Consider the following 25,672-nt stretch of genomic DNA (forward strand, 5'->3'; position numbering starts at 1 on the left):
TCCGGCGCAATGAAGTGCGTCTCGCCAAGTGCTGTATCACGATCTGCTAACAGCGCGTTGCCCTCGCCAGCTTGATCTTCCGTTGTTTGATTTCCCAGAAATCCAATTCGATCAAATGCCCGGCGAAGCTCAGCACGTTTAAGCGCACAAGAGCGGACTTGACTGGCTGCGACGAATAACTTCGATTCACGGCCATGCGGCAGATTTACCAATGGTCGTAACAGAGCTCCCGTCCGAGGAAGGGCTCAATGTCGAGTGGCAACAAAGTTACCCTCCGTAGAGCTACCTATATGCAGCCTAGCGTGGAGGCTCGGACATGCGACTAGCTTAAGTCATTGGTATAAAAAGATGTTTTGCAGCCGCTGTCTTCACATCCTCTCCCCATGAGGGAGCGGAGCGGGGCAGGGAAGGGCGGAGCAGGGCAGGTCAGCACAAGCCGTCATTCCGTCAAATCAAAATCCTCTTCCGTCGAACCCAGCATTCCCGCCAGCGTGCGCAGCGCGCCTTCGAGCTGGTCGATCGGTGGGGCCGCCAGCGCCAGCCGCACCGCATTCGGCGCATGGCCGGGGCTGGCGGCGAACGTGGTCGACGGCGTCAGCGCGATATCGCGCCGGGCCGCTGCGGCGACGAAGGTCTGCGAGCGCCAGTGCGGCGGCAAGGTCAGCCACAGATGGTAGGATTTGGGGTTGGTCTGGATCTCGAGGCCGGCAAGGCAGGCCACCGCGATCTTCTGGCGCGCTTGCGCATCGCTCCGTTTCAGCCGCGCCAGCTCGGCCGCGGTGCCGTCGGCCATCAGCTGTTGTGCCGCGGCGAAGGCAAATCCCGCCGCGGTCCAGCCGCCCGAGCGCACCGCCGCCATGACGTTTTCGCGCAATCGCAGCGGCGCAACGACAAAACCGAGCGACAGTCCGGGCGCGACTTTCTTGGACAGGCTGTCCAGCACCACGCAACGGTCCGGCGCCAGCGCCGCCAGCGGCGGCTCGTCGTCGAGAAAGGAATAGACGGCGTCCTCGATGACAACGAGATCGAGTTTCTCGACCACGCGCAACAGATCGGCGCGGCGCGCGGCGGGCATGGTGATGCCAAGCGGATTGTGAATGACGGGCTGAACGTAGATCGCCGACAGATGCGCTTCGCGGTGGGCCTTTTGCACGGCATCGGGACGCACGCCGTGTTCATCCATCGCCAGCGGCACCAGCGTGACGCCGAGCCGGGCGGCGATGCCCTTGATGAACGGATAGGTCAGGGCCTCGACCCCGCAGCGGCCGCCGGCCGGCACCACGGCGGCAAGCGCGGCCGCGATGCATTGCCGGCCGTTGGCGGTGAACACCATCTGCTCCGGCTTCGGCGACCAATCGCGGTTTTGCCGGGTGAGATACTCGACGGCGACTTTTCTCAGTGTCTGCGTTCCGGTGCTGGTCGCCTGCCGCAACGCGAGTTCGAGCGCCTCCGGCCGGTGCAGTCCCTCCAGGCTCTTGCTGATCAGCGCCGATTGCGCCGGCAGCATCGGATAGTTGAATTCCAGATCGATCTTTGCGCCGCGCGGCTCGGTGGTCGCGGCGGCGCCGCGGCGCGCCTCGCCCGAGATGAACGTGCCGCGTCCGACCTCGCCGACCACGAGGCCGCGGCGCAACAGCTCGGTGTAGACCCGGCTCGCCGTCGAGGTCGCGATCTTGCGCTCATAGGCAAAAGTTCGCTGTGGCGGCAGGCGGTCGCCGGGCTTGAGGACGCCGCTGGCGATCTCGGCGGCGACGGCATCGGCCAGCTTGGCGTATTCGAATTTCGACATTATTGCACCGAGAGCAATGTTTTACTTGCACCGATACAATTACAGGATCATTTAAGCGTCATCAAGTCCTCACATTGTACCGAGGAGAGCGAGAGCAATCCGAGGTCGCTGAAGGCGCAGCCGCTGTCTCGCAGCGGTGCGTCAACGGTATCGCTATGCCGAGCCGAAGCATTGGAGAAGAAAGATGACCACGCTATCGCAAAGCCCCGCGCAAGCTTCGATCCCCAGCCTGTCGGGCGGCCTGGTGCGCTGGATCGGTGCCGGCGCGCTCGCCGTGGCCGCCTATTGGGAGCGGCGGGCGGCGATCCGCGCGCTGCTGGAGCGGGATGACCGCGAATTGCGCGATATCGGCCTCGTGCGCAGCCAGATCGAGGCGGCGGTCGGCGGCACCTTCAATCCGGATATGGGACGGATGCGCAAGCCCTTGTAGTTGCAGCTATTCGTATCTGTGCAGGGGGTTGTTTTCGCGCTTCGTGTCGAGGCCGGGTACTCAGTGCCGCACCACCAGCACCGAACACTTGGCGTAGCGCACCACATGGCCGGCATTGGAGCCGAGAAAATAGGTGCGCATCGCCGGCCGGTGCGACGTCATCACGATCAGGTCGGCCTTCATCGCCGCGGCTTCCTCGAGGATCTCGTGATAGATGCCGCCCTGCCGCACCACGCTCGAGACGCGGGACGGCTCGACGCCTGATTCCTGCGCCACGATCTGGAGCGCCTCCGCGGAAGTCTCGCGCTGCTGGGCATCGAAATCGGCCGGCACATATTCCGCCAGCATCACCGGCGTCATCGGCAGGACGTTGAGCAACCGCACCATGCCGTTCCAGGTCTGCGCCAGCGTCGCCGCCGTCGCAATCGCTCCCTTCGCCAGATCGGTATCGGCAAGATCGATCGGCACGAGAATGGATTTGAACATCTGCGCCTCCGTGTTCGCGATCAGCCTAACACAAAAACCGCTATCCGCCTCAGTCGCCTGACGTCTGCTTCAGCAACCTCGGGCTGACGAATTTGACCAGCCGTCCGCGGCGGAATGCCACGTCGCTCCAGTCGTCGATCGCGAAGTCGAATATCGCCAGACCCGAGGTCGGCAGATTGTCGCCGAGCTCCTTGCGCCCGGCGGCGTCGCCGCTGCCGGCCAGCATCAGCGCCAGTTCATGCATGCCGGGATTGTGCCCGACCAGCATCAGGGTCTTGGGATCGGCCACCGCCGCGGCGTGGACGGCTTCCAGCAGCTCCGCCGGATCGGCGCCATAGAGTTCGGGCAGAAATTCGATCCGGGGCGGCGGCACCAGATCCTGCATCGCCTCCCAGGCGATTTCCCAGGTCTGGTTGGCCCGGACCGCGGATGAAACCAGCACGGACTCGGGAAAAGGCGGATGCCGCCCGATCCAGCCGCCGATCTCGGCGGCGTCAGCCCGGCCGCGGTTGTCCAGCCGGCGGTCCTGATCGCGGCCCGACGGTGCGTCGTTCTCGGTCTTGGCGTGACGCAACAGCAACAAACGGCGCATGGCGCAATCTCGATTCGTTTCGGGCCTTTCGGACTAATCTACAAGCTCATGCCCAGAACAAGGTGACAAGACAAGGTGACAAGGGCCCGATCGGTCCCTAAGAAAACGATATGGACGGGACTTTCACAAGCGCGACCAACGGAGCGGATGCCGCCGAGACGCCGGCGCGCTCGCGGCTGTCGTTCGATCTGGATGTCGATATCTGCGTGGTCGGGGCGGGACTTGCCGGCCTCACGGTGGCGCTGGAGGCGGCACGGCTCGGCGCCAGTGTCGCGGTGCTCGAGGGCCGCCATGTCGGCTGGAACGCGTCGGGCCATCAACTCGGCACTGTCATGCCGGGCTACGGACTTGCCCTCGGCGAGCTGATCGCGCGCATCGGACTCGAGGACGCCCGCGAACTCTGGTCGCTGTCGAAGGAAGGCGCGGAATATGTCCGGGCCAACGCGACCGAAGCGCAGATGCCGGGGATTGCGCTGAGCGAGGGGGCGCTGGAAGTCTCCAACGTCGAGGCCGGCGATGCCCTGATCAGCCGGCTGCAGATGCTCGGCGAGGATTTCGATACCGAAGTCGAGGGCTGGCAGGTCGACCGCGTGCGCGCCGAGCTCAACACCAATCACTATTTCCACGGCGTGTATTATCCGAAAGCTTTTCAAGTCGACGGCCGCAAATATCTTCATGGCCTCGCCGCGCTGGCGCGGCGGGCGGGGGCGCGGATTTTCGAGGACACGCCGGTCGTCAGCATCGATCCCTCCGGCATCCGCAAGCGCATCGTCACGCCGTCGGCGCGGCTGCGCGCATCGCACATCGTGCTCGCCGGCAACGTCCATCTCGGCGCGCCGCTGCGACGGCTGTCGGAAACGCTGCTGCCGGTCTGGCGTTACGCCGCGGTGACCGAGCCGCTCGGCGAACGGCTGGCCGAGGCCATGACGTTTCAGGGATCGGTGAGCGACAGCGACGGCATCGACCACTTTCGCATCGTCGAGGGCGACCGGTTGATGTGGGCCAGTCCCGAAACCACCTGGTCGGCACGGCCCGAGCGTTTTGCGCCGGTCATTGCCCGCCGGATCCGCACCATCTTCCCGCAACTCGGCAAGGTCGGGATATCAGAGACATGGGGCGGCGTGGTCGGCGAGACCGTGCACGGCATGCCGCAGATCGGCCAACTGCGCAAAGGCCTGTGGGTCACCAGCGGCTTCGGCCGTCACGGCCTGAACACGACCGCGATGGCGGGAATGCTGATCGCGCGCAGCATTTTGTGGGGCGATGAACGCTGGCGGCTGTTTTCGCCGTTCGAACTGGTCTGGGCGGGCGGCACGACCGGCCGGGTCGCCGGACATGTCATCGGATTGTGGGGGCGGGGAAGTTCCGCCGCCGCCGGCGCGCTGGCGCGCTACCGGCAAAAAGCCCGGGTTCAGGAGCGCATCCGCGAGGCGCGGCTGGCCGAGGCCAACCGGCAGGCCGGAACGCGGGGACCTCAGCCGCGCCGGCCGCAGCCTGGCCGCCCGCGTTCGGAGCGCCCCGCGGCACCGGCCGCAAATGCTGCCGACGCCGAAGGGCCGCCATCCCAGCCGTAGGGAAGGGAGCCCTTCTCGCAACAAAGTGAGAAATTTCGCTCCGGTTCCGTGTAACTTTGGTTGCAGCCTCCCGTATCTCACAGCGAACACGTCCTGTTTCGCTCCACGGAGACCAATCATGTTTGACCGCCGTATCCTGCTCGCGTCCGTCGCCGGTCTGTTCGGCCTCGCCGCCTTCCGCTGGCTGCGATCCATCCCGGCCCATGCCGCGGAGAAATTCGAGGTCGAGAAGACCGATGCGGAATGGCGCGCGCAGCTGACGCCGCAGCAATACGAGATCCTGCGCAAGCACGGCACCGAGCGCCCGGGATCCAGCCCGCTCCTGAAGGAAAAGCGCAAGGGCATCTTTGCCTGCGCCGGCTGCGACCTGCCGCTGTTCTCGTCGGAAACCAAATACGAGAGCGGCACCGGCTGGCCGAGTTTTTATCAGCCGCTGGAAAACGCCCTCGGCAAGACCGAAGACCGCACGCTCGGGATGCTGCGGATCGAAGTGCATTGCCGTCGCTGCGGCGGGCATCTCGGCCATGTTTTCGACGACGGACCGAAGCCGACCGGCCTGCGCTACTGCATCGACGGCTTTGGCATGGTGTTTCATCCGGCGGCGGCCTCGGCGAGCTGATCCGGCCCCTTGTTTGGCCCCGTGGGCCCGGCAATTGTTGCCCGCCCCGGCAATTGTGCCCCGGTCCATAGACCGGGGCTTTTTATTTAAGCATCTGATTTCGCTCATATTTATTGTTTGGCACGGTGCTTGCGACACTCTCCTTCGATAGCGGCCATGGTTTTCCAGGCACCGGCGGGCCGCCCGGATCGAATTTGGAGAAAATGTCATGGGTATCTTCGGCGCTCTTACGACGGCCGTGGGCGGCTTGCGCGCGGAGTCGTACGCACTGGAAAACATCTCGGGCAATATCGCCAACTCGCAGACCACGGCGTTCAAGCGCATCGACACCAGTTTTCTCGATCTCATTCCGTCGACCGGGCTGACCAACCAGCTCTCCGGAAGCGTCACCACCAGTTCGCGCAGCACCAACACGGTGCAGGGCGACGTGCAGTCCGCCTCGGTCGCCACCTACATGGCCATCAACGGCTCGGGCTTCTTCTCGGTGCAAAAGCCCGGAACCTTCACCGACGGCGCGCCGGTGTTCGATGGCGTCGACCGCTACACCCGCCGCGGCGATTTTCAGATCGACAAGAGCGGCTATCTGGTCAACGGCGCCGGCTACTTCCTGCAAGGCGTTCCGGTCGATCCGACCACCGGCAACCTGACCGGCAGTTCGCCGCAGGTCCTGAAATTCCAGAACGACTTCCTGCCGGCGCAGGAAACCACCAAGATCGAGTATCGCGCCAACCTCGCCAGCTATCCGCTGACGACCGCTCACGACAAGTCGGTCCAGGGATCGGAATTGCTGGCTCCGGCCTCGTTCAGCGCCGGATATAATCCCCTGGTGGTGGGAACGCCCGCCGCCCCCTATGTCGATGCGACCACGGGCGGCACCGTCCAGGTCAACAAGGACGCGCCGGCAGTGGCCAACACCGGCGCGACCTTGCTGTCCGGCGCGGCACCCAGCGATTCGCTCGCCGCCAATTTCGCCGTCGGCGACACCGTCACGATCAACGGCACCGTCGTCACCTTCGTGGCGGCGGGCGCCGTCGGTAACCAGCTCAACATCACCGACAGTATCTCGACGCTGTTGACGAAAATCGACTCGATCACCGGCACCGCCATCCCATCCTCGATCTCCGGCGGCGCCATCACGCTGCATTCAGGCACGCTCTCCGATCTCTCGGTCACCAGTTCGAACTCCAGCGCATTTGCAGCACTCGGCTTCACCGGCACCGCGACGGCGCTGCGTACTGGCGGCGGCACCGTCGGAACCGGCCAGGTGATAGGCCAGGACAACTCGACGTTCCTCAATCAGACGATCGCCGGCGGCGCGGTGACCACGTACGACGTGTCCGGCGCGCCGGTGAATCTGCAGTTTCGCTGGGGCAAGGTCGACTCCGTCTCTCTCGGAGTTGGTCACACCGACACCTGGAACATGTTCTATCAGGTCAACCCTAACGCAACCGGCACCAACGTCGCCTGGCAGAACATCAATACCAACTTCACGTTTTCGCCAAGCGGCCAGATGACCCCGCAGATCGCGTCCATCACCCTGACCAACGCCACGGTCAACGGCCTGTCGATCGGAAGCCCGGTGGTGGTGTTCGGCAGCGGTGGCATAACGCAGTTCGCCGACGCGAATGGCAACGTGCAGGTCAACCAGATCCAGCAGGACGGCTTTCCGGCCGGCCAACTGCAGTCGGTCGGCGTCTCCACCAACGGCCGCATCGTCGGCAATTACTCGAACGGCCGAAATCTCGATCTTGCCGAAATCACGCTGGCCAGTTTCAACGGCACCAACTTCCTCAAGCGCGCCGACGGCGGCGCCTTCGAGGCGACCGACGGATCCGGACAGGCGCTGTACGGCAAGGGTGGCAGCATCGTCGGTTCGTCGCTCGAGGGATCCAACACCGACATCGCTGACGAATTCACCAAGCTGATCGTCACGCAGCAGGCCTATTCGGCGAACACCAAGGTCATCACCACCTCCAACACGATGGTGCAGGATCTCCTGAACGTGCTGCGATAGTCGCGGTCCGCGATCGATCCAAGATGGGTAGTATGTCATGAGTCTGGGTCAAGCCCTTGCCACTGCGATGTCGGGCCTGCGCGTAACGCAGGCATCGCTTGCGCTGGTTTCGTCGAACGTCGCCAACGCGGAATCGCCGGGCTATGTCCGCAAGACCCTCAATCAGATCACCGGCGTCACCGGCGACTTCGGCTCGAGCGTTCGCATCAACGGCGTCAACCGCGAGCTCGATCAGTATCTGCAGACCCAGATCCGCACCGAAACCTCCGGCGCGTCGTATGCCGACGTCCGTTCCACTTATCTCGCCAATCTGCAGTCGGTATACGGCAACCCGGATTCGGCCGGCACCATCGAGGACGCATTCAACAAGCTGACGACGGCGGTGCAGGGACTGTCGACCAGCCCGGACTCGGCGTCGGCGCGAATTGGCGTCGTCAATGCCGCGCAGGCGCTGGCGCAGCAGCTCAACGCCACGACGCAAGGCATCCAGAACCTGCGCGCCAATGCTGAAACCGGAATCAACGATTCCATCAATATCGCGAACAACGCGATGAAGCAGATCGCGCTCATCAACAACCAGTTGCAGAACAACGGCCGGACCGATGCAGCGACAGCGTCGCTGCTCGATCAGCGCGACCAGTACATCGATCAGATGTCGCAGCTGATGGACATACGCGTCGTCACCAACAACCTCAATCAGGTGACGTTGTTTACCAATTCCGGCGTGCAGCTGGTGGGAACCGAGCCGGCGTTATTGTCCTTCAATCCGCAGGGCACGATGACGCCGAACACGCTGTACGATCCGAATCCGTTGAAAAGCAATGTCGGCACCATCACCATCGATTTTCCGCATGGCGGCAGCTACGATCTGGTTTCGACCAATGCGATCCGCTCGGGCAAGCTCGCCGCCTATCTCGAGCTGCGCGACAACTCGCTGGTAAAGGCGCAAGCGCAGATCGATCAGTTCGCGGCGTCGATGTCGAGCGCACTGTCAGACCAGACCACGGCCGGCGTCGCCGCCCCTGCCAGTGCATTGCCGCAGGCCGGCTTCGATCTCGATCTGGCGGGTTTGCAGACCGGCAATGTCGCGCATGTCACCTACAAGGACAACATTACCGGCATCACGCACAATCTTTCGATCGTGCGGGTCGACGATCCCAGCGTACTGCCGCTGAGCAACAACGCGACGCTCGATCCGAAGGACGAAGTGCTCGGCATCGATTTCTCCGGCGGCATGGCTTCCGTCGTCACCCAGCTCAACGCGGCGCTCGGCGCCAGCGCCAGCCTGCAATTCTCCAATCCGTCGGGATCGACGCTGCGCGTGCTCGATGACGGCGCCACGAACCGGGCGGATGTCACCGCGGCCTCCGTCACCAAGACGGTGACGTCGCTCACCAGCGGCAGTGTCCAGCTTCCGCTGTTCACCGATGGTGGCGTGGCTTATACCGGCGCACTAAGCGCCACCGGCGCGCAGCAGACGGGTCTCGCCGGCCGCATCAGTGTCAACGGCGCGCTGGTCGGAGATCCCTCCCGTACCATCGTCTACTCGACCAATCCGCTCACCGCGGCGGGCGATACCAAGCGTTCCGATTTCATCCTCGGCCAGCTGATGACCGGCACCTACCGGTATTCGCCGGAGAGCGGCATCGGCACCACCGGCACGCCGTTCACCGGCACGCTGCTGAATTTCGCCCGACAGGTGATCAGCATGCAAGGCGAAGCCGCGAGCTCCGCGGCGCTGCTGGCGGACGGCCAGGAAGTCGTGCTCAACACCCTGCAGAACAAGATGAACGCAACCTCGGGCGTCAACATCGACGACGAAATGGCGCATTTGTTGGCGCTGCAGAACTCCTATTCGGCAAACGCACGCGTCATGGCCACGGTCAAGGACATGTACGATGTGCTGATCGCGGCAATGTGAGGCTTTCATGTCAATCGTCGGCGTAAGCGGCAAGACATCCTATATCGGCGCGCAGATCCTCAATCTCAGAGGTCAGCTTGACGATTTGCAGACGCAGCTCTCCACCGGCAAGGTTTCCACGACCTATGCGGGGCAGGGCCCCGACCGGGCGTTTGCGCTCGGCCTGCGCGCGCAGATCGCCAACATCAACGCCTATGCGGACAGCGCCAACAACGTCCAGACCCGGATCAACGTTGCGAACCTGTCGCTGGATGGGCTGGCGAATGTCGGCAGTTCGGTCAAGGCTGCATCGGCTTCCTCGACCATCGTGCTCAACAACAACGGTCAGACCTCCGCCCAGATCACGGCGCAGGCCGCGTTCGCCAATGCCATCTCCATGCTCAACACCCAGTCCGGCGACCGCTATCTGTTTTCGGGACGTGCCACCGACAGGCCCGCCACGGTGCCTGCCAGCGATATGCTCTACGGCATCGGGACCCAGGCCGGTCTGACGCAGATGATCAACGAACGCAGGCAGGCCGATCAGGGACCTGGTGCTGCCCCCATGGGGCGTCTCGCCGTCACGGCGCCGCCGCTGACGACAACCGTCACCAGCGTCGCCGAAGACGGTTCGGCGTTCGGCTTCAAGCTCTCCTCGGTGACTTCGTCGCTGACCGGCGCGACCATCGCACAGCCGGCCGGCGCACCGCCGGCGACGACGGTCGATCTCGGCGCCGTCAATCCGAACAATGGCGAGAAGATCAAATTCAATTTCGAGCTTCCCGACGGCACCATGGAGTCGATCGAGCTGACGGCCCTGACGACCACGACCACGCCGCCCGCGGCCGGTACCTTCCAGATCGGCGTCGATACCGCTGCCACCACGGTGAATTTGCAGGCCACGCTGACCGCGTCGATACAGAAGCTGGCGGACACCGCGCTGGTCGCGGCGTCCGCGATCCAGGCGGCGGATAACTTCTTCAATGCGTCCGCAACGATTTCAGGCGGCGCGGTCAATAACAAGGATGCGGTCCCGGCGCCGATCACCGGCGCAACGCTGCTGTCCGGCGCCGCGGCAACGGATTCGCTGGCGACCGACTTCGCCGCCGGCGACACCATCACCGTCAATGGCACGCCGATCACGTTCGTTGCCTCCGGCGCCACCGGAAGCCAGCTCAACGTCACCGACAGCGTTCAGACGTTGATGCAGAAGATCGATTCGATCACGGGCACCACCAGTCCCTCGACGATCAACGGCGGAGTGATCACGCTGCATGGCGGCAACGCCAGCGATCTGACGGTCACGAGTTCGAACACCGCTGCGTTCGCGGCGCTCGGCTTCGGCGCCACGGTGACCGCAAGCCCGGCACCGCTGCGGGTCGGCGGCCCGCCGTACAATACGGCGACGACTCTGGTGGCCGGAACGCCCGCCAACACCGTGATCTGGTACACCGGCGAAGCCGGCTCTGATTCAGCGCGAGGCACCGCGGTCGCGCGTGTCGACCAGTCGATCACCGTTCAGTATGGCGCACGCGCCGACGAGCAGGCTTTCCGGCATCTGCTGAAGAACGTCGCTGCGTACGCGGCGGTCACGACCGATGCCGCCAATCCGAACGCCAGCGGCCAGAGCACCGCGCTCAGCCAGCGCATCGGAGCCAATCTCGCGCCGCAGACCGGCTACCAGTCGCTTCAGGATATCCAGGCGGAATTCGCCGGCGCGCAGCACGCGGTGAAGTCGACGACGGACCGGCAGACCCAGCTCAAGGGAATGGCGCAGGCCATGCTCGATTCGATCGAGGGCATATCGACCGAAGAAGTGGCCACCAAGATTCTGGCGCTGCAGACCTCCTTGCAGGCTTCGTATCAGACCACCGCGACGCTCTACCAGACCAGCCTGCTGAAGTATCTCTGATCGACATCATTGCTGCGGAAACGCGGAAGGCCTCCTTGTCGGAGGCCTTTTTTGCGTTGCATGCCGGAATTTCGCTGCGTTACGCCGATTTTCGCTCGGTCTCGGCCGCGGTATCGGCGGCCTGCAGGTCTCTCGCATTCTGAATCAGCTGTTCTTCATGGCCGATCAGCTTTTTCGATTCCTTCAGCGCGTGATAGAGATCGCCGTTCAGGATGTGGTTGTTGATCCCTTCTATGAAGGGCCAGGCGCTCGGCATGGCGCTCAGAATGTCGCGCACCAGGCTGAAATAAGTCGGATGGTGCGCCATCGGATCCGGCGACAGATACATCAGTTGTATGGCGAGGTAGACCAGCTTGGCCGGCGTGTCCGCCGTGTCGGGTGTCAGGATGTCTTTCTCGCGCAGGATCGGAATCCTGTCGCCGTCGATCAGCAGCCGGGCGCGCTGATCGGTATTGGTGACCACGCAGGCGCCGATGATGATCCGCTCGTTCGGCTTGAGCTCAACTTTTAAAGCCATTCACGTTCTCCGTTGCCGCCTCTCGCGCAGGCTTTCGTTACCGCGAATTTCAAATGAGTGTCGGCCTTGATTAGCGCCAGAGGCGCGTCGGTGGTGTTTTGGCCGCTCCGGCTGCAATCCTTTCCGATTATGGTTAACCATTGGTAAACGGAAATTTCCGCGTTTTTGGCCGACATGCAGGATGTGCCGTCGTATCAGTACTATTGCGGAGTAAGTCGTCGCCGACCTAGCCGTTTCGTACTGCTGTTACCTCGTTTTTTGCCGGTAACGATTCATTTTTTCTTAGAAGCTTGGTTCCAAGGTGAGCCGTCGCCCGATCAAAAAAGATTGGAGCGCGTTCGCAGTCCAGTTTCACACCAGAAAGGTATGAACATGTCCGGCATTGTTCTTTCGTCCTCGGTTCGCCAGAACCTCCTCTCCCTGCAGTCGACCGCCGATTTGCTCGCCACCACGCAAAATCGCCTTGCCACCGGCAAGAAGGTCAATACCGCCCTCGACAACCCGACCAACTTCTTCACCGCGTCGTCGCTCGACGCGCGGGCCGGCGACATCAGCAATCTGCTGGATGGTATCGGCAACGGCGTGCAGGTCCTGCAGGCAGCCAACACTGGCATCTCCTCGCTGCAGAAGCTGGTTGACAGCGCCAAGTCGGTTGCCAACCAGGCGCTGCAGAGCACGGTCGGCTACTCCAGCAAGTCCACCGTCTCCGTCACCATCAACGGCGCGACCTCCGACAACCTGCTCGGCACCGGCGCCCCGATCGACGCGACGGTCGCTGGTTCGGCAGCTTTGACCAATCAGCTCTATACCTACACCGCCAATACGGGGGCGGGCGCCGCGGTCACCGCGAACCACCAGACCGCCTACGTCAACACCACCGCGACGGCCGGTTCTCAGCTGTATTCCGCTGCCGCCACCAACGCGACCGGCGCGACCCTGCTGTCGGCCCTCACCGACGTCGGTGGCGCCGCGCAGGCGATTGCCGCCGGCAACACGGTCACCATCAACGGCAGGACCATCACCTTTGCCGCCGGTAACGGTGCACTGGCCGGTGGCGGTACTGCCTACACGCTGGGCGTCGATACCAGCTTGACCGACTTCGCTGCCGCGCTCGACACGCTGCAGGGCAACACCACCAACCCCTCGGGGGTTGCGGGCGGTATCATCCAGCTCAACACCGGCCTCACCGCTGATCTGAACGTGACCGCCAGCGGCGCAGGCGTTCTGACCGCTCTCGGACTCAGTGCCGCTGGCACCAGGGCCGCGACCCGCACCGGCGGCGTCACCAGCACGCCCGGCATCACTGGCGCCACCCTGCTGTCCGGCAGTGCTATTCCCGGCGGCGCCGATGCGCTGGTGTCCGGCATTACCGCTGGCGACTATCTCGTCGTCAACAACAAGACCATCACCTTCCACTCGGGTGGCGGCAACACCGGTTCGATCGCGACCAACGACCTGTCGATCGATATCACGACAGGTACGGTTGCGACCATTACCGCCGCGATCGATCTGGCGACCGGCGGCTCGAGCACCTCGGCCGGCAGTATCAACCTGACCACCAGCACGGCTGCCGACATCAGCTTCACCGGTTCGTCGGCCGGCACGCTGGCCAAGCTCGGCCTCACCGGTCCGATCAACCGTAACACCGCGGGTGGTCCGGTCGCGCTCACCGGCACGACCCTGCTTTCGGGTGCTGCATCCACCAGCTCCAACTCGCTGACCACCGCGTTCGCGGCCGGCGATACCATCACGGTCAACGGCCAGAACATCACGTTCCTGGCTTCGGGCGCTTCCGGCAACAACCAGGTCAACATCACCGACAACGTCAACCAGCTGCTGGGCAAGATCGACGCGCTGTCGGGGTCTGCGCCCTTGTCGGCGGTGGTCGGCGGTGTTGTCACCCTGCATACCGGCACCACCAGCGATCTGAGCATCTCGAGCTCCAACGCGGCGGCACTGGCTGGGCTCGGCTTCGCCGGCCCGGTAGCGCAAGCCCGCGGCACCGGAGCCTCGCCGCTCAACGGTTTGTCGCTCGCCATCGCCTCGACCGGCGGCGGCACCGCGACCAACTTCACCTTCGGCAGCGGCGTCGGCCAGGTCAAATCGCTCAATGACCTGAACAGCCAGCTGGCGTCGAACAACCTGCAGGCGACGCTGGCGGCGAACGGCACGCTGACCATCACGACCTCGAACGACGCGGCCTCCTCGACGATCGGTGCCATCACCGGAACCGCCGCGGCGGGTGGCCAGCTGTTCAACGGCCTGACCGTGAGTGCGCCGGTCGCCGACGCAAGCGCGACCGCGACCCGCAACAATCTGGTGAACCAGTACAACAACATCCTCAACCAGATCGACACCACGTCGCAGGATGCCTCCTTCAACGGCGTCAACCTGCTTTCGGGTGACACGCTGAAGCTGACCTTCAACGAAACCGGCAAGTCGACGCTCAGCATCTCCGGCGTCAACTTCAACGCCGCAGGCCTCGGCCTTGCGAGCCTTGCTGCCGGCGACTTCAAGGACAACGAATCGGTCGCCACGGTCGTTGGCGGTCTGAATGCCGCGAGCGGCACGCTCCGCTCGCAGGCTTCGGCCTTCGGTTCGAACCTGTCGATCGTGCAGATCCGTCAGGACTTCTCCAAGAACCTGATCAACGTGCTGCAGACCGGCTCGTCCAACCTGACGCTGGCCGACACCAACGAGGAAGCGGCGAACAGCCAGGCGCTGTCGACCCGCCAGTCGATCGCGGTGTCCGCGCTGGCACTGGCCAACCAGTCGCAGCAGAGCGTGCTGCAGCTGCTGCGCTAAGTCCGGCGCCGAGCACGAAAATCAAGGCGGCGGGGGTAACCCCGCCGCTTTTTTCTTTGGCCGAATACTGGCGGTCTTTTGCCAGGTTCCCAACGCATTTGGTAACGCGCGATAACCATATTTAAAGGCGTGGTCTGTATCAAAGTTAGGCAGTCACAAAGCCCCCGCGGTTCCGAACCGCTTCCTTCGAGGTCATGAATGTCCAATGCAGCCCAGGCGTATGCGCGTACCTCCCAGACCACGTCATCTCCCCGCGAAATCGAGGCGCAGGCGCTGCTGAAGGCCGCACGGCAACTTCGGGACGTACAGGACAACTGGACCGGTCCCGACAAGAGTTTGCACGAAGCGCTGCTGTTCAATCGCCGGCTGTGGTCGATTTTCATGAGCGCGGCGACCAACCAGGAGAACCCGCAGCCCGCGGATGTCAGGCAGAAGATCGCCAATATCGGCGTGTTCGTGATGAACCAGACCGTGGAAATGCAGCTGAACCCGGATCCGGCCAAGCTGAAATCCCTGATCGACATCAATTGCAATCTCGCGGCAGGCCTGTCAGGCCGCGGCTGATGGGAACGGAGCGGTAAATGGCTGACGTTTTCGCCATCCTGTCGGCCAACTACAAGACCGTAGGAGCGACCGTTCCGTCGAAGACGCCGTATGTCCCGGTCGATGCCTCGCTCTTCAAGGGCGACTGGACCGGGAAATATGCCGACAACAAGGCGTTCAAGATCTCGGTCTCGAACGTCACCGGCTTTCGCGCCAAGGTGCAGTACCAGAGCGCCGGCACCAACAAATATGCGGACGTCCTGATCAAGGACAATGCGTTCCGGATCGGCGATACGAAGTTCAAGCTGACCAAGATCGGGACGGCGGAAATCAAGAACGTCATCACCGATCCCTCGACAGGCGCAACCCTGCTCGATACGGCTTACGCCAAACAGTCGTCGACCCGCTAGGGCAGGCCGCCTTGGTTCAGGTCCTTCTCGGGCCTTTCCAGCTCAAATCTTGCGGTCAGTGGCGAGCATCCGGGTCGGCGTGCCCTTGCTCTGGTCCAGGCTGTGGAAATAGGCGCGGCGGCGCAGTATCGCCTCTTCGGGAAATTGCCGTACCACGAGGCTCGTTTTCTCGTCGACCACCTGGTAGACGATCGACGCCGCAGCCCGATCAATCACCACCTGATGCGATACCGAAGGGGTCCCGACGCCGGAATCGACGCGCGCGCGTACGCTGGCGTCCACGACCGTGACGCTCTGCGGCGACGGCAGTTCGGTCGCGACCGCATGGTTGGCCGCTTCGCTCACGGGCGGAGCGACCGGTGTGGCAACCGGTGCCCCCACCGGTTTGATGTTGAAATCCATACTCATGGCAGCCTCCTGGCTTGCTTCGAGTCAAATCCCAACCCCTCGTCGGACGCAACTATGCCGGAGACCTCTCAACACTGAGTTAGAAAACGCGATGAATCCCGCGCTGAAACCGGCGCGGCAGTTTGATGAAAATTGTCTGCAGTTCGGCTCGCTCAGAGCGAGCGGCTGACCGCCAGCGGGGTGATGTTGGCGCGCCCCGGCTGCACGCGCTGCCCGGCCGCGCTGTAGGTGTTGGGAATATTGCGGCGCTGGATCTCGGTGTTGACGCCGCGCACGATGCCTTCCGACACCGCATGTGCGGTAGCCAGTACCGTGAGGTTGACCTGCAGCATGGCGCGAAAGGTGTCGTGATGGCGATGCAGCGAGGTCAGCAGTTCGGGCGCGTTCTGCGTCAGATATTTCTGGCTGGCTTTCAGATGCGCGACCGCGCCGACGTAGCGGCGTGACAGCTCCGATTTATGCGTCTCCAGCATCATCGCCTCGCGCACCTTGCCGGCGCGCACCAGTTCGGTTTCACGCTCGATGACGCCAAGCAGCGTGTTCATCGATTCCAGCAGGTACTCGGCGAGCTTGCGGGCCTCGAGCGGCGTCGATGCGGCCGGGATCGGGGCGGGCGCCTGCGGCCGTGAAGGTTGCTGGTTCATGTCAAAATCCCCTGATTAGCCGGCGCGGTTGGCTTGCTGCAGAATCAGCGTGCGATAGACGTCGGTTGAAATGCCGATGCCGCCGGCCTTGGCGAAGTTTTTCGAATACTGGTCCGTCAGCATCGAGCGCCACACTCCGGTGCTCTTTGTGTCGCCGAACGGGCCTTCGCCCTTGATGCCACTGGTCATCTGCGAGAACATCGAATTCAGGAACATCGCCTCGAAGTCCTGCGACGAGGCTTTGGCCTTGGCTTGCTTCTCCGGCGACACCTTGGTCAGGGCGTCGGCGAGCTGAAAGTCGGGGCGGCCGTAGCGCATCGGCATCGCGGCCTTGGCCGGGTTGCTGCTGGCGGTCGGGTTGATCAGGCTGTTCGCCATCACATCACCTCGATGTCGGCCTGGATCGCGCCGGCGGCCTTGATCGCCTGCAGGATGCTGATCAGGTCGCGCGGGCCGATGCCGAGGCCGTTGAGGCCGTCGACCAGCTGTTGCAGCGAGACGCCATCCTTGACCAGCGCGAATTTCTTGCCGTCCTCGGTGACCTTGACGCTGGAGTTCGGCGTCACCACGGTTCGTCCGCGCGACAGCGGATTGGGCTGGCTGACCTGCGGGCTTTCGGAAATCGAAACGGTGAGGTTGCCCTGCGCCACCGCGACGGTGGCCACGCGGACGTCGCGGCCCATCACGATGATGCCAGAGCGTTCGTCGATCACGATCTTGGCGGCGAGATCCGGTTCGACCTGCAGCTGCTCGATCTCGGTCAGGAAGGCGACGACGTTGCCCTTGAATTCGGCCGGGATGCTCATCTGCACGGTGGAGGGATCGATCGGCTCGGCGGTCTTGGCGCCGAGGAAGTCGTTGACCGCGGCGGCAATGCGCTTGGCGGTGGTGAAGTCGGCGTTGCGCAGCGCGAGGCGCACATTGGGCAGGCGGTTGAGCGCGAATTCGATCTCGCGCTCGATGATGGCGCCGTTGGCGATGCGGCCGACGGTCGGCACGCCGCGGACCACACTGGCGGCAGCACCTTCGGCGGCAAAACCGGCGACCGCGACCGAGCCCTGCGCCACCGCATAGACGTTGCCGTCGGCGCCGAGCAGGGGGGTGACGAGCAGGGTGCCGCCTTGCAAATTCTTGGAATCGCCAAGCGCCGAGACGGTGACGTCCATCCTTGTGCCCTGGGTGCCGAACGCCGGCAGGTTGCCGGTCACCATCACGGCGGCGACGTTGCCGGTGCGGATGGTGGCGCCGCGGATGTTGACGCCCATGCGCTCGAGCATCGCCTGCAGCGACTGCTTGGTGAAGGGGATGTTGTTCAGGGTGTCGCCGGTGCCGTTGAGGCCGACGACGAGGCCGTAGCCGATCAGCTGGTTCTGCCGCACGCCCTCGATATTGGCGAGATCCTTGATCCGGGAGGTCGCGCCGGCGGACATGGACGACAGCACCAGCGCCAATAGCGCGGCGCATGCCATCTGAAAAACGCTTGCCGAATGAACGCCTGGCATCCTCTGCTCCCCGCGAGGTCTCTGATCCGGATCCGCGCATCACTCCCATGACGGCGATCCGGCAATACCTATGCGAGCCCTGTGCCACGCCCATTTTTTGAATATCGCATTGATTCAACGGGATAATTTATGGAACTCGCCGCGCCGCCGGGGGACGCGGCGGCGGCGAAACTGCCGCTTCCCGGCAAATTCTGCCGGGCGATTCACGTTTCGTTAACCACAGGGGGGCGATGCTGCCGCTTACACCGCGAGACCAAATCATGCGCATCTATGGACCGAACGGCACCACTCTCGGGAGTTCTGCCGGCAACGCCAAGCGAAGCTCGTCGACCGGTTTTTCGCTGCCGGAGGCGGCCACGGCGGCCGAGACCCGCTCCGCCGCCCCGCCGAAAGCGGCCGGCAACATCGATGCGCTGCTGGCGCTGCAGGGTGTCGAGGATCCCACCGAGCGCCGCAAACGTTCGGTGCAGCGCGGTAGAGGCGCGCTCGACGTGCTGGATGACCTCAAACTCGGGCTGTTGTCGGGCAATTTCGACGCTTCCACCGTCAACCGGCTGCGCGCCGCCGCCGCCAACCTGAAATCCTCCTCCGGCGACCCCGGGCTCGACGCGGTTCTGTCCGAGATCGAACTGCGGGTCGAAGTCGAACTGGCCAAAGCCGGGCAGTTCTGACCGGGCGAGCGGTTTTTCACAGGTTCCTGCGCGAAACCCTGGTGAATTCCCTGAGAAACCCTTGTGAAACCCTTGCGCCGGCAGGCTTTCCCGTTTCGAGCGATATTGTCTGTCACAACACGCCGCTATATAAGGCGCGCGCGGACGGACCGTTTCCGCCCGCCTTGCACGTGAAATGGGCTGGCCTTGGAAAAGTTGAAGAACTATCGACCGACCGAAAAAGAGCCTTTCATGAACGACCGCCAGCGCGAATATTTTCGCGGCAAGCTGCTGGCATGGAAGGACGAAATCCTGCGCGAATCCCGCATTACGCTGCAGACGCTGCAGGAAGAGAACGTCAACCACCCCGACCTCGCCGATCGGGCCTCGTCGGAAACCGACCGCGCCATCGAGCTGCGCGCCCGCGACCGCCAGCGCAAGCTGATCTCCAAGATCGACGCCGCGCTGCAGCGCATCGAAGACAACACCTACGGCTATTGCGAGGAGACCGGCGAGCCGATCTCGCTGAAGCGGCTCGAAGCCCGCCCGATCGCGACGCTGTCGGTGGAAGCCCAGGAGCGTCACGAGAAACGCGAGAAAGTCTATCGCGACGAGTAGAATGTGGCCGCCGCGTGCGGTCATTTTGTTGAGTCGAACTGAAAGCCGCCGCCGATGGACAACATTCTCGCGGCCGCCCAGATCATCGCTGCCGCCCGCCGCGGCCGCGTGCCGCTGAATTCGCTTGACGCCGCCGTCGCGCCGCATGACGAGGCCGAAGGCTACCAAATTCAGCGCGCGGTGCACGATCTGCTGCTGCCGCAATTCGGCGCCATGGTCGGCTACAAGATCGGCTGCACCAGCGCGGTGATGCAGCAATATCTCGGCATTCCCCATCCCTGCGGCGGCGGCGTCTTTGCCAAAGGCGTTCATGACAGCGGCGCGCAACTAGCTGCGGCCGATTTCGTCCGGGTCGGCGTCGAATGCGAGATCGCCGTCAAACTCGCGCGCGACATGCCGCCGTCGGAGGCGCCGTTCACGGCCGAGTGGGTGGCCGAGGCGATCGAGGCCTATTTTCCCGCGATCGAGATCGTCGACGACCGCTACGTCAACTGGGAGACGATGGGCGCGCCGACTTTGGTGGCGGATGATTTCTTCGCCGCCGGCTGCGTGCTCGGCGAGCCGGTGTCGCGCACCAAGGCGCCCGATCTGCGAGCCGTGACCGGCCGCGCCATCATCAACGGCAAGGAAGCCGGGCAGGGCACCGGCGCCGATGTGCTCGGCCATCCCCACAATGCGCTGGCCTGGCTCGCCAACCATCTCGCGTCAGAAGGAAAAGGTCTGCACGCCGGGCAGATCGTGCTGACGGGGAGCCTGGTCAAGACGGTGTGGCTCAACGCGGGCGATAAAGTGACGATGGAGTTGTCGGGGCTGGGGAACGTGAGCGTGACCTTCGCATGAAGCGATCCGGTCCCCTGGCAGGTTCGTAGCCCGGATCGAGCCAACGGCTCGGCGCGAAGCGTCGAGCGTTGGCGCAATCCGGGGCCGGCGTCGCGTGTTGCTCCCCGGATTTCGCAAGGGCTCCATCCGGGCTACGGGACTGATCCGCCGCGTACCGCCGCCGCCTGGTTACGCCGCCAGGCACCGTTCTGCCGAATGCAGCCGATAGGGTTTGCCGCCGGGCGGGCGAGGCCCGCCATCGAGCTCGCAAAGGGCCTCCAGAATTTCATCGATCGTCACCGGCGTCTTCAGACCCGCCGGCGCGCGCAGCGCGGGGCATGAGGCGATCGCGCTGGCATCGGATGCCCAGGATGCGAGGATGGCTCGCTTCTCGGTCAGGCTCAGCGAGGGATGGGACACGACGTCCCTGGGATGATCGAACAGCGTGCCGGGGTGAAGCAGCGCGTGGATGTCGAACACATTGTCATCGAAAGCGGTCGTCGGCCGCATGGTCTCCTCCATTTCATAGACGAGGGTGGAATGCCGCGCGCTGTATTGCGCGCGGCATCGTCAAGGGATTTGTCCGGCCGTTTCAGGCCGCTCTGGCTTCGAGCTGCTGGACGTTGCCGGCGGGGGCACCGCTGATGGCGATGCGCCGCGGCTTCATGGCTTCGGGAATCTCCCGAACCAGTTCGATTCTCAGCAGGCCATTGTCGAATGTCGCGCCCTTGACCACGACGTGGTCGGCAAGACTGTACTGGCGCTTGAAGCTCCGGGTCGAAATACCCCGGTACAGAAACTCGCGTTCGACCTTCTCGGGCTTGTGCCCTTCGATGGTGACCACGTTCTGCTCCGCCGTGACCGAGATCTCGTCGGGCGAGAAGCCCGCAACCGCGAGCGAAATCTGGTAGCGGTCGTCGGCAAGCCGCTCGATGTTGTAGGGCGGATAATTGTCTTCGCCGGCCCGCTGGGCGGCCTCGGCGAGGTCGAACAGGCGGTCGAAGCCGATGGTCGAACGCCAGAGGGGCGAAAAGTCGTAGGTGCGCATAGCCAAATCCTCCAATGAGCAAGTTGGTTACGAGCGGCACCGGACACGTTTCCGGTGCCCGTCTCAATCCGGGCCCGAAGGGCGCCCGGACGCCACCTCACGGTGGCGACAAAAAAATTAGCAAAGCGCGATTTGGTTTCAAGGGGATCGCGAAAAATTTTTTGAAGGCGCGTCGCGCGGTATCATTGGTAACAGTTCCGTAGCCCGGATGGAGCCAGCAGATCGCGCGGATGCGCGGGCCGGAGGCGTAATCCGGGAAACCGCCGGCCGCCGACGCACTGCCCCGGATTGTGCCAACGGGCGGCGCGTTGCGCCGACCGTTGCCTCCATCCGGGCTACGCCCGCTTGAAGATGCGTTCCCCGGATGCTGCGCAGCACGCGCCTCTTGCGCGTGGTGCGCTGCTGATCCGGGGTCCATCGGTGTCGCAATAGATCGTGGGTCCCGGCTCTGCGGAGCAGCGTTTCACGCTGCACTGCGTCCGGGACACGATTCCATCCATCCTGCAACTCGCCTCTTTCCTGCCGGTGAACGGCGGACTACGCTTGGCCTGTCGCAACAATGGGGGTTGCCGGCCAATCAAGCAAAAACGCTGATCATGGAGGGAAGGTGATGCCGTCGCCCACGCCTGTGAACCGCCGCCAATTGCTGGCCTTGCTCGGCGGATCGATCGCCGCGCCGCTATTGCCCGACATCGCGTTCGCGCAGGAGGCCTGGCCGACAAGGACGGTGCGCTACGTCAACGGCTTTCCGGCCGGCGGCGCCACCGATACGCTGTCGCGCATTCTCTGCCAGAAGATGAGCGAGCTTTCCGGACAGTCCTTCGTGGTCGAGAACCGGGGAGGGGCCGGCGGCGTGCTGGGCGGCGATGCGGTGGCGAAATCGCCGCCGGACGGCTACACGCTCGGCCTTGGCGGCATCGCCACCAACGTGCTGGCGATCGGGACCTACGCCAAATTGCCCTATGACCCGCGCGACGGTTTTACGTTTATCGGCGGCATGTGGCAGCTGCCGAATATCCTCTGCGCCAGGAAGGATCTGGCATTCACGGACCTGAAGGATTTGCTGGCGACCTTCAGGAAGGAGCCTGGCAAATACACCTACGCCTCGGCGGGCTTCGGCACCACGCTGCATCTGTCCGGCGAGATGATGAACAGCATGGCCGGGGTGCAGGTGAACCACATTCCCTACAAGGGGGCAGGACCGGCGCTGACCGATCTCCTGGGTGGCCGAGTCGATCTGTTGTTCGACAATCTGCCGGGCTCGCTGCCGAGCGTGCGCGGCGGACAGATCAGGCCGGTCGCCGTCACCTCGCGGGCGCGCATCGCCGATCTGCCGGATGTGCCGGCGATGGCCGAAGTGCTGCCGGGATATGAGATGACCTCATGGACCGCCATGGTCGGACCGCCCGACATGAAGCCCGAGCTGGTGGCGCAGATCAATGCGCTGACCAACAAGGCGCTGGCCGACCCCGGGTTGAAAGCGCGCTACGCCGACCTCGGGGCGTCGCCGATGCCGACCTCGCCGGCCGAGATGAAGGCCTTTCGTGCCAGCGAAGAGGCGCGGCTGCTGCCGATCATGAAGGCGGCCGGGATCAAGCCGGGCTGAAAGTGTTCAGCCGGGCTGAAAGCGTTGCGGCGCAAGCCGGCGCGCGGAACCAATTTCCGTCTGATCGATTGCCTGCGGGTAAGACGGAGATATCAAGCCATGAATGACCAGACCTCACAGCCGCCCTACGTCTATGATGGCCTGGACCCCGTGCCGGAGCCGAAATCCACCATCGCGGAAGTTTCCGACGCGGTGAAGGGCGCGGCCCACCGGGTCTCCGACGCCATCGAGTCCGGCCGCAAACCCGGAATGCCGCTCAGCATCCTCGCCAACATCGCCCGCGAAGCGCCGCTCGGCTCGCTGCTGGTGGCGTTCCTGCTCGGTGTGGCCGTGGCCCGGCGGCGGTAGAACGGCAGCGTGCGCCCGCAACGGTTTCTTAACCGGGAACCCATCGCGACGGCATCCGGCGCGCATTGTTTCGATAAATTTCAGGACTATCGGCCTTAACTGCGACGCGGCGTTTGCGCGCGTCGCGATATCGATTTTCCCGGATGATCCCCATCAATGGACGATTCAGTTCAGGTCTGCTGCACCCGATGCAGGAATGTGTTCAGGGACCGGGCGCGCCGGGTCCAGGCCGGCTATTCCAGGCAGTGTCCCTGTTGCGAGGTGGTGTTGTTCTTCGAGGAAACCTCCCTCGACAAAAATATCAAGCGCGCTTTGACCTCGGCGCGCGGCCTGCGCAAGGTGTTGCGGGAGATCGAAGCCGCCGGTCCGCGCAAGGCGAAGGCTGTGCCGGCGGGCCGCAGGTCGTATTGAGACGAATGCGTGTGAGCACGCATTGCGCTCCGACGTTCATCCAGGCGTCCAATTCACCACGATCAGTCCCGTCACACGCTCGAATTCGCCGACATTGGCGGTGACAAGCGTCAGTCCTCTGCGCAGCGCCTGTGCGGCGATCAGAAGATCATAATTGCCGATCGGAATGCCGAGCGATTTCAGATGCGCGCGGATGAACCCGGCCTCGCGCGCATCTTCCGCGTCGAAAGGCAGGACGACGATCTCCGCGTTCAGAAAGCGCTCGATGCGGTCAACGTTTTCGGCAATGCGGGTGCTTTTCGCCGCGCCGTACCACAATTCATGCAGCGCCGGCGCGGGCAGGGCAACGGCGCCGCGTGTCAGCGCCTCGGCGAGGCGGTCGATCACTTGCGCGGGCCGGCCATTGAGTGCTGCGATCGCGACATTGGTGTCGATACAGATCATTCCAGGGCTGCGGCGTCATCATCGTCGAGGATGGTGCCTTGATCGCGACCGTCCTCCATGAACGGAATATCCCGGTATTCTTCGAGTTTCGCGCGCCAGGCCGCGGCATCGAAGGGCTTCTTCTCTGCCGGCTCTAGGATCACCTTGTCGCCGACCTTGCTGACCCGCACCTCGGTGCCCTCGAAGCGGAATTCCTTGGGCAGGCGCACGGCCTGGCTGCGGCCGTGCATGAAAAGCTTGGCGGTTGCGCTCATGATCCGCATCCTTAATGATAGATACCAATGATATATATCATGCAATCAGCCCGCCGGTCAATCCGGCAGCGCCGGCTCCGAACAGCGCCCTTGCCTTGACGATGCGGCCACGCCCGGCAAATTGCCGCGCGCAACACAGTGGACGCGCGCACCATCGGGGGTATCGAAATGATTCTGGTCACCGGCAGCATTCTGGCACGGGAGGACACTTTCGCCGATGTCCGCCGCCTCTGTCTCGAGCATGTCGAGCGCTCCCGCAAGGAGCCGGGCTGCATCTCGCATGCGGTGCATGTCGACTGCCAGAATCCGCTTCGGCTTTTTTTCTTCGAGCAATGGGCAGATGAAGCCGCCTTGCGCACCCACTTCGCGGTCGAGGGATCGCGCGAGTTCGTGAGGGCGCTGAAGGGGCGGATCGTGGAGACCACGGGGACGCAGATCTACAGCGCGGTGGCGATTGCGAGGTAGCTCGGTCCCCCAAACAACCACGGCCCCTGCCAGGGGAGCTGGCAGGGGCCGCGTTGGAACACATCATCGCGCCTAGGTTCGCAACGAGGTGTGGGAGCTCTTGAAGACTAGAACGGCAGCAGGATGTCCGTGACCTGCTGGCCGTAGCGCGGCTGCTGGACGTCGGTGATCTGGCCGCGGCCGCCATAGGCGATGCGGGCCTGCGCGATCTTGCTTGAATCGATGGTGTTGTCGCTCTGGATGTCCTCCGGACGGACGATGCCGGCGACGATCAGTTCGCGGATTTCGAAATTGACGCGGATCTCCTGCTTGCCCTCGACCACCAGGTTGCCGTTCGGCAGCAATTGCGTGACCACGGCGGCGACGCTGGTCTGCAAATTCTCCTGCCGCACCACCGAGCCCTTGCCGTCATAGGAGCCGGCGGATTCGGTGACCAGGATCTTGCCGGGCATCACCTTGGCGGCGTCGCCGGTCAGCAGCTTGGAGCCGGCGAAATCGGTGATGCCGGAATCCTCCTTGGAGGTGCGGCTGCGCTGGCTTTCATTGGCCATGTTGGCCTTGTCGGTGAAATTCACGGTGATGGTGAGAATGTCGCCGATCCGGGCCGCGCGCTGATCCTTGAAAAAGGCGCGGCTGCCGTTGCGCCACAACGAGTTGGCGTTGTAGGAGGCGGTCTCCGGCTTCGGCATCGGCATCTGCACCGGCTTGTAGCCAGGCTGTGCCGTCGGGTTCTCGATCGCCGACAGTTTCGGCTTTTCGCCGATCTGCGACAGCCGGTCGAACGAGGAACAGCCGCTGGCAAGCGCTGCGGTCATCAGCAACGCGCCGGTCAGGATCAGGCGGGGGATACGGGAAGCGTACATT

The 25,672-nt window shown here is 63.8% G+C and carries 30 protein-coding genes; 16 read left to right on the forward strand and 14 right to left on the reverse strand.

The features are described from left to right. Window positions 1–212: hypothetical protein (locus tag Q7T45_RS15430; RefSeq protein ID WP_304871806.1), on the reverse strand; the 212-nt coding region annotated here is incomplete at its 3' end. Window positions 213–439: 227 nt separating this feature from the next. Continuing rightward, complete coding sequence (locus tag Q7T45_RS15435; protein ID WP_304871807.1) at window positions 440–1,789, reverse strand: PLP-dependent aminotransferase family protein; 1,350 nt, start codon at window positions 1,787–1,789, stop codon at window positions 440–442. Between the two features lie 184 nt (window positions 1,790–1,973). Here Q7T45_RS15435 and Q7T45_RS15440 point away from each other — a divergent pair, with 184 nt between their 5' ends. Next, the gene (locus tag Q7T45_RS15440; RefSeq protein WP_304871808.1) at window positions 1,974–2,219 is read left to right on the forward strand and encodes a DUF1127 domain-containing protein; all 246 of its coding nucleotides are present in this window, start codon (window positions 1,974–1,976) and stop codon (window positions 2,217–2,219) included. Window positions 2,220–2,279: 60 nt separating this feature from the next. Here the strand turns inward: Q7T45_RS15440 and Q7T45_RS15445 are convergent, their stop codons facing one another. Beyond that, window positions 2,280–2,705, reverse strand: a complete 426-nt coding sequence (locus Q7T45_RS15445; RefSeq protein ID WP_304871809.1) for a universal stress protein — start codon at window positions 2,703–2,705, stop codon at window positions 2,280–2,282. 49 nt (window positions 2,706–2,754) lie between these two features. Beyond that, complete coding sequence (locus Q7T45_RS15450) at window positions 2,755–3,297, reverse strand: histidine phosphatase family protein (RefSeq protein ID WP_304871810.1); 543 nt, start codon at window positions 3,295–3,297, stop codon at window positions 2,755–2,757. 110 nt (window positions 3,298–3,407) lie between these two features. Here Q7T45_RS15450 and Q7T45_RS15455 point away from each other — a divergent pair, with 110 nt between their 5' ends. From Q7T45_RS15455 to Q7T45_RS15475, 5 genes are all read left to right on the forward strand, one after another. Further along, the gene (locus tag Q7T45_RS15455) at window positions 3,408–4,871 is read left to right on the forward strand and encodes an FAD-binding oxidoreductase (protein ID WP_304871811.1); all 1,464 of its coding nucleotides are present in this window, start codon (window positions 3,408–3,410) and stop codon (window positions 4,869–4,871) included. A gap of 118 nt (window positions 4,872–4,989) precedes the next feature. Continuing rightward, window positions 4,990–5,490: a peptide-methionine (R)-S-oxide reductase MsrB gene (gene msrB, locus Q7T45_RS15460; RefSeq protein ID WP_304871812.1), complete on the forward strand. Its 501-nt coding sequence runs from the start codon at window positions 4,990–4,992 to the stop codon at window positions 5,488–5,490. Window positions 5,491–5,698: 208 nt separating this feature from the next. Then, on the forward strand, window positions 5,699–7,504 hold the full coding sequence (locus tag Q7T45_RS15465) for a flagellar hook-basal body complex protein (protein WP_304871813.1): 1,806 nt from the start codon (window positions 5,699–5,701) through the stop codon (window positions 7,502–7,504). Between the two features lie 37 nt (window positions 7,505–7,541). Continuing rightward, the gene (gene flgK, locus Q7T45_RS15470; RefSeq protein WP_304871814.1) at window positions 7,542–9,425 is read left to right on the forward strand and encodes a flagellar hook-associated protein FlgK; all 1,884 of its coding nucleotides are present in this window, start codon (window positions 7,542–7,544) and stop codon (window positions 9,423–9,425) included. A gap of 7 nt (window positions 9,426–9,432) precedes the next feature. Continuing rightward, complete coding sequence (locus tag Q7T45_RS15475) at window positions 9,433–11,316, forward strand: flagellar protein (RefSeq protein ID WP_304871815.1); 1,884 nt, start codon at window positions 9,433–9,435, stop codon at window positions 11,314–11,316. A gap of 79 nt (window positions 11,317–11,395) precedes the next feature. Here the strand turns inward: Q7T45_RS15475 and flbT are convergent, their stop codons facing one another. After that, window positions 11,396–11,833 (reverse strand): flagellar biosynthesis repressor FlbT, encoded by a 438-nt coding sequence (gene flbT / locus Q7T45_RS15480; RefSeq protein ID WP_304871816.1) that lies wholly within the window; start codon window positions 11,831–11,833, stop codon window positions 11,396–11,398. Between the two features lie 372 nt (window positions 11,834–12,205). Here flbT and Q7T45_RS15485 point away from each other — a divergent pair, with 372 nt between their 5' ends. From Q7T45_RS15485 to Q7T45_RS15495, 3 genes are all read left to right on the forward strand, one after another. Continuing rightward, window positions 12,206–14,638: a flagellin gene (locus Q7T45_RS15485; RefSeq protein ID WP_304871817.1), complete on the forward strand. Its 2,433-nt coding sequence runs from the start codon at window positions 12,206–12,208 to the stop codon at window positions 14,636–14,638. A gap of 198 nt (window positions 14,639–14,836) precedes the next feature. Continuing rightward, on the forward strand, window positions 14,837–15,202 hold the full coding sequence (gene flaF, locus Q7T45_RS15490; protein ID WP_304871818.1) for a flagellar biosynthesis regulator FlaF: 366 nt from the start codon (window positions 14,837–14,839) through the stop codon (window positions 15,200–15,202). A 17-nt stretch (window positions 15,203–15,219) separates the two neighbouring features. Further along, window positions 15,220–15,591 (forward strand): hypothetical protein, encoded by a 372-nt coding sequence (locus Q7T45_RS15495; protein ID WP_304871819.1) that lies wholly within the window; start codon window positions 15,220–15,222, stop codon window positions 15,589–15,591. 42 nt (window positions 15,592–15,633) lie between these two features. Here the strand turns inward: Q7T45_RS15495 and Q7T45_RS15500 are convergent, their stop codons facing one another. The 4 genes from Q7T45_RS15500 to Q7T45_RS15515 form a co-directional block, all read right to left on the reverse strand. After that, the gene (locus Q7T45_RS15500; protein WP_304738155.1) at window positions 15,634–15,999 is read right to left on the reverse strand and encodes a hypothetical protein; all 366 of its coding nucleotides are present in this window, start codon (window positions 15,997–15,999) and stop codon (window positions 15,634–15,636) included. A 152-nt stretch (window positions 16,000–16,151) separates the two neighbouring features. Further along, window positions 16,152–16,643, reverse strand: a complete 492-nt coding sequence (locus Q7T45_RS15505) for a hypothetical protein (protein ID WP_304871820.1) — start codon at window positions 16,641–16,643, stop codon at window positions 16,152–16,154. A gap of 15 nt (window positions 16,644–16,658) precedes the next feature. After that, a complete protein-coding gene (gene flgJ / locus Q7T45_RS15510; protein ID WP_370691287.1) occupies window positions 16,659–16,967 on the reverse strand; it encodes a flagellar assembly peptidoglycan hydrolase FlgJ in 309 nt (102 codons plus the stop codon). 53 nt (window positions 16,968–17,020) lie between these two features. Next, on the reverse strand, window positions 17,021–18,145 hold the full coding sequence (locus tag Q7T45_RS15515) for a flagellar basal body P-ring protein FlgI (protein ID WP_304871822.1): 1,125 nt from the start codon (window positions 18,143–18,145) through the stop codon (window positions 17,021–17,023). Window positions 18,146–18,405: 260 nt separating this feature from the next. Here Q7T45_RS15515 and Q7T45_RS15520 point away from each other — a divergent pair, with 260 nt between their 5' ends. The 3 genes from Q7T45_RS15520 to Q7T45_RS15530 all read left to right on the forward strand — a co-directional run bounded on the left by Q7T45_RS15520 (window position 18,406) and on the right by Q7T45_RS15530 (window position 20,253). Then, a complete protein-coding gene (locus tag Q7T45_RS15520) occupies window positions 18,406–18,816 on the forward strand; it encodes a flagellar assembly protein FliX (protein WP_304871823.1) in 411 nt (136 codons plus the stop codon). Window positions 18,817–19,047: 231 nt separating this feature from the next. Then, a complete protein-coding gene (gene dksA / locus Q7T45_RS15525) occupies window positions 19,048–19,413 on the forward strand; it encodes an RNA polymerase-binding protein DksA (RefSeq protein WP_304741958.1) in 366 nt (121 codons plus the stop codon). Window positions 19,414–19,467: 54 nt separating this feature from the next. Next, window positions 19,468–20,253: a 2-keto-4-pentenoate hydratase gene (locus Q7T45_RS15530; RefSeq protein WP_304871824.1), complete on the forward strand. Its 786-nt coding sequence runs from the start codon at window positions 19,468–19,470 to the stop codon at window positions 20,251–20,253. Window positions 20,254–20,421: 168 nt separating this feature from the next. On the opposite strand, the gene Q7T45_RS15535 is transcribed toward Q7T45_RS15530, so the two are convergent. Further along, on the reverse strand, window positions 20,422–20,742 hold the full coding sequence (locus Q7T45_RS15535; protein WP_304871825.1) for a hypothetical protein: 321 nt from the start codon (window positions 20,740–20,742) through the stop codon (window positions 20,422–20,424). An 82-nt stretch (window positions 20,743–20,824) separates the two neighbouring features. Then, window positions 20,825–21,280 (reverse strand): Hsp20 family protein, encoded by a 456-nt coding sequence (locus Q7T45_RS15540; protein WP_304871826.1) that lies wholly within the window; start codon window positions 21,278–21,280, stop codon window positions 20,825–20,827. Window positions 21,281–21,890: 610 nt separating this feature from the next. Here Q7T45_RS15540 and Q7T45_RS15545 point away from each other — a divergent pair. The 3 genes from Q7T45_RS15545 to Q7T45_RS15555 all read left to right on the forward strand — a co-directional run bounded on the left by Q7T45_RS15545 (window position 21,891) and on the right by Q7T45_RS15555 (window position 23,645). Further along, window positions 21,891–22,886, forward strand: coding sequence for a tripartite tricarboxylate transporter substrate binding protein (locus Q7T45_RS15545; protein WP_304871827.1), 996 nt, complete (start codon window positions 21,891–21,893; stop codon window positions 22,884–22,886). A gap of 99 nt (window positions 22,887–22,985) precedes the next feature. Then, a complete protein-coding gene (locus tag Q7T45_RS15550) occupies window positions 22,986–23,234 on the forward strand; it encodes a hypothetical protein (RefSeq protein ID WP_304871828.1) in 249 nt (82 codons plus the stop codon). 156 nt (window positions 23,235–23,390) lie between these two features. After that, complete coding sequence (locus Q7T45_RS15555) at window positions 23,391–23,645, forward strand: hypothetical protein (RefSeq protein WP_304871829.1); 255 nt, start codon at window positions 23,391–23,393, stop codon at window positions 23,643–23,645. Window positions 23,646–23,681: 36 nt separating this feature from the next. Here the strand turns inward: Q7T45_RS15555 and Q7T45_RS15560 are convergent, their stop codons facing one another. Then, window positions 23,682–24,089 carry a type II toxin-antitoxin system VapC family toxin gene (locus Q7T45_RS15560; RefSeq protein ID WP_304871830.1) on the reverse strand — a complete coding sequence of 136 codons (408 nt, stop codon included), beginning with the start codon at window positions 24,087–24,089 and terminating at the stop codon, window positions 23,682–23,684. Continuing rightward, window positions 24,086–24,343, reverse strand: coding sequence for an antitoxin (locus tag Q7T45_RS15565; protein WP_304871831.1), 258 nt, complete (start codon window positions 24,341–24,343; stop codon window positions 24,086–24,088). Before Q7T45_RS15565 ends, Q7T45_RS15560 begins: the two co-directional genes overlap by 4 nt. Before the next feature lie 168 nt (window positions 24,344–24,511). Here Q7T45_RS15565 and Q7T45_RS15570 point away from each other — a divergent pair, with 168 nt between their 5' ends. Beyond that, window positions 24,512–24,808: a putative quinol monooxygenase gene (locus Q7T45_RS15570; RefSeq protein WP_304871832.1), complete on the forward strand. Its 297-nt coding sequence runs from the start codon at window positions 24,512–24,514 to the stop codon at window positions 24,806–24,808. Window positions 24,809–24,915: 107 nt separating this feature from the next. On the opposite strand, the gene flgH is transcribed toward Q7T45_RS15570, so the two are convergent. After that, window positions 24,916–25,671: a flagellar basal body L-ring protein FlgH gene (gene flgH / locus Q7T45_RS15575; RefSeq protein WP_304871833.1), complete on the reverse strand. Its 756-nt coding sequence runs from the start codon at window positions 25,669–25,671 to the stop codon at window positions 24,916–24,918. Window position 25,672: the final 1 nt, after the last annotated feature.

It is taken from the genome of Bradyrhizobium sp., assembly GCF_030646015.1.
In the GTDB taxonomy this organism is placed as follows: domain Bacteria; phylum Pseudomonadota; class Alphaproteobacteria; order Rhizobiales; family Xanthobacteraceae; genus Bradyrhizobium.

What these genes read in the sequence shown, in the direction of transcription:
- Q7T45_RS15565 (WP_304871831.1), bottom strand. Translation starts at nt 24,343, where the DNA reads ATGAGCGCAACCGCCAAGCTTTTCATGCACGGCCGCAGCCAGGCCGTG.
- dksA (WP_304741958.1), top strand. Translation starts at nt 19,048, where the DNA reads ATGAACGACCGCCAGCGCGAATATTTTCGCGGCAAGCTGCTGGCATGG.
- Q7T45_RS15450 (WP_304871810.1), bottom strand. Translation starts at nt 3,297, where the DNA reads ATGCGCCGTTTGTTGCTGTTGCGTCACGCCAAGACCGAGAACGACGCA.
- Q7T45_RS15515 (WP_304871822.1), bottom strand. Translation starts at nt 18,145, where the DNA reads ATGCCAGGCGTTCATTCGGCAAGCGTTTTTCAGATGGCATGCGCCGCG.
- Q7T45_RS15535 (WP_304871825.1), bottom strand. Translation starts at nt 20,742, where the DNA reads ATGCGGCCGACGACCGCTTTCGATGACAATGTGTTCGACATCCACGCG.
- flgJ (WP_370691287.1), bottom strand. Translation starts at nt 16,967, where the DNA reads ATGCCGATGCGCTACGGCCGCCCCGACTTTCAGCTCGCCGACGCCCTG.
- Q7T45_RS15500 (WP_304738155.1), bottom strand. Translation starts at nt 15,999, where the DNA reads ATGAGTATGGATTTCAACATCAAACCGGTGGGGGCACCGGTTGCCACA.
- Q7T45_RS15435 (WP_304871807.1), bottom strand. Translation starts at nt 1,789, where the DNA reads ATGTCGAAATTCGAATACGCCAAGCTGGCCGATGCCGTCGCCGCCGAG.
- Q7T45_RS15465 (WP_304871813.1), top strand. Translation starts at nt 5,699, where the DNA reads ATGGGTATCTTCGGCGCTCTTACGACGGCCGTGGGCGGCTTGCGCGCG.
- Q7T45_RS15475 (WP_304871815.1), top strand. Translation starts at nt 9,433, where the DNA reads ATGTCAATCGTCGGCGTAAGCGGCAAGACATCCTATATCGGCGCGCAG.
- msrB (WP_304871812.1), top strand. Translation starts at nt 4,990, where the DNA reads ATGTTTGACCGCCGTATCCTGCTCGCGTCCGTCGCCGGTCTGTTCGGC.
- Q7T45_RS15555 (WP_304871829.1), top strand. Translation starts at nt 23,391, where the DNA reads ATGGACGATTCAGTTCAGGTCTGCTGCACCCGATGCAGGAATGTGTTC.
- flgH (WP_304871833.1), bottom strand. Translation starts at nt 25,671, where the DNA reads ATGTACGCTTCCCGTATCCCCCGCCTGATCCTGACCGGCGCGTTGCTG.
- Q7T45_RS15440 (WP_304871808.1), top strand. Translation starts at nt 1,974, where the DNA reads ATGACCACGCTATCGCAAAGCCCCGCGCAAGCTTCGATCCCCAGCCTG.
- flbT (WP_304871816.1), bottom strand. Translation starts at nt 11,833, where the DNA reads ATGGCTTTAAAAGTTGAGCTCAAGCCGAACGAGCGGATCATCATCGGC.
- flaF (WP_304871818.1), top strand. Translation starts at nt 14,837, where the DNA reads ATGTCCAATGCAGCCCAGGCGTATGCGCGTACCTCCCAGACCACGTCA.
- Q7T45_RS15485 (WP_304871817.1), top strand. Translation starts at nt 12,206, where the DNA reads ATGTCCGGCATTGTTCTTTCGTCCTCGGTTCGCCAGAACCTCCTCTCC.
- Q7T45_RS15495 (WP_304871819.1), top strand. Translation starts at nt 15,220, where the DNA reads ATGGCTGACGTTTTCGCCATCCTGTCGGCCAACTACAAGACCGTAGGA.
- Q7T45_RS15550 (WP_304871828.1), top strand. Translation starts at nt 22,986, where the DNA reads ATGAATGACCAGACCTCACAGCCGCCCTACGTCTATGATGGCCTGGAC.
- Q7T45_RS15540 (WP_304871826.1), bottom strand. Translation starts at nt 21,280, where the DNA reads ATGCGCACCTACGACTTTTCGCCCCTCTGGCGTTCGACCATCGGCTTC.
- Q7T45_RS15570 (WP_304871832.1), top strand. Translation starts at nt 24,512, where the DNA reads ATGATTCTGGTCACCGGCAGCATTCTGGCACGGGAGGACACTTTCGCC.
- flgK (WP_304871814.1), top strand. Translation starts at nt 7,542, where the DNA reads ATGAGTCTGGGTCAAGCCCTTGCCACTGCGATGTCGGGCCTGCGCGTA.
- Q7T45_RS15505 (WP_304871820.1), bottom strand. Translation starts at nt 16,643, where the DNA reads ATGAACCAGCAACCTTCACGGCCGCAGGCGCCCGCCCCGATCCCGGCC.
- Q7T45_RS15530 (WP_304871824.1), top strand. Translation starts at nt 19,468, where the DNA reads ATGGACAACATTCTCGCGGCCGCCCAGATCATCGCTGCCGCCCGCCGC.
- Q7T45_RS15545 (WP_304871827.1), top strand. Translation starts at nt 21,891, where the DNA reads ATGCCGTCGCCCACGCCTGTGAACCGCCGCCAATTGCTGGCCTTGCTC.
- Q7T45_RS15560 (WP_304871830.1), bottom strand. Translation starts at nt 24,089, where the DNA reads ATGATCTGTATCGACACCAATGTCGCGATCGCAGCACTCAATGGCCGG.
- Q7T45_RS15520 (WP_304871823.1), top strand. Translation starts at nt 18,406, where the DNA reads ATGCGCATCTATGGACCGAACGGCACCACTCTCGGGAGTTCTGCCGGC.
- Q7T45_RS15445 (WP_304871809.1), bottom strand. Translation starts at nt 2,705, where the DNA reads ATGTTCAAATCCATTCTCGTGCCGATCGATCTTGCCGATACCGATCTG.
- Q7T45_RS15455 (WP_304871811.1), top strand. Translation starts at nt 3,408, where the DNA reads ATGGACGGGACTTTCACAAGCGCGACCAACGGAGCGGATGCCGCCGAG.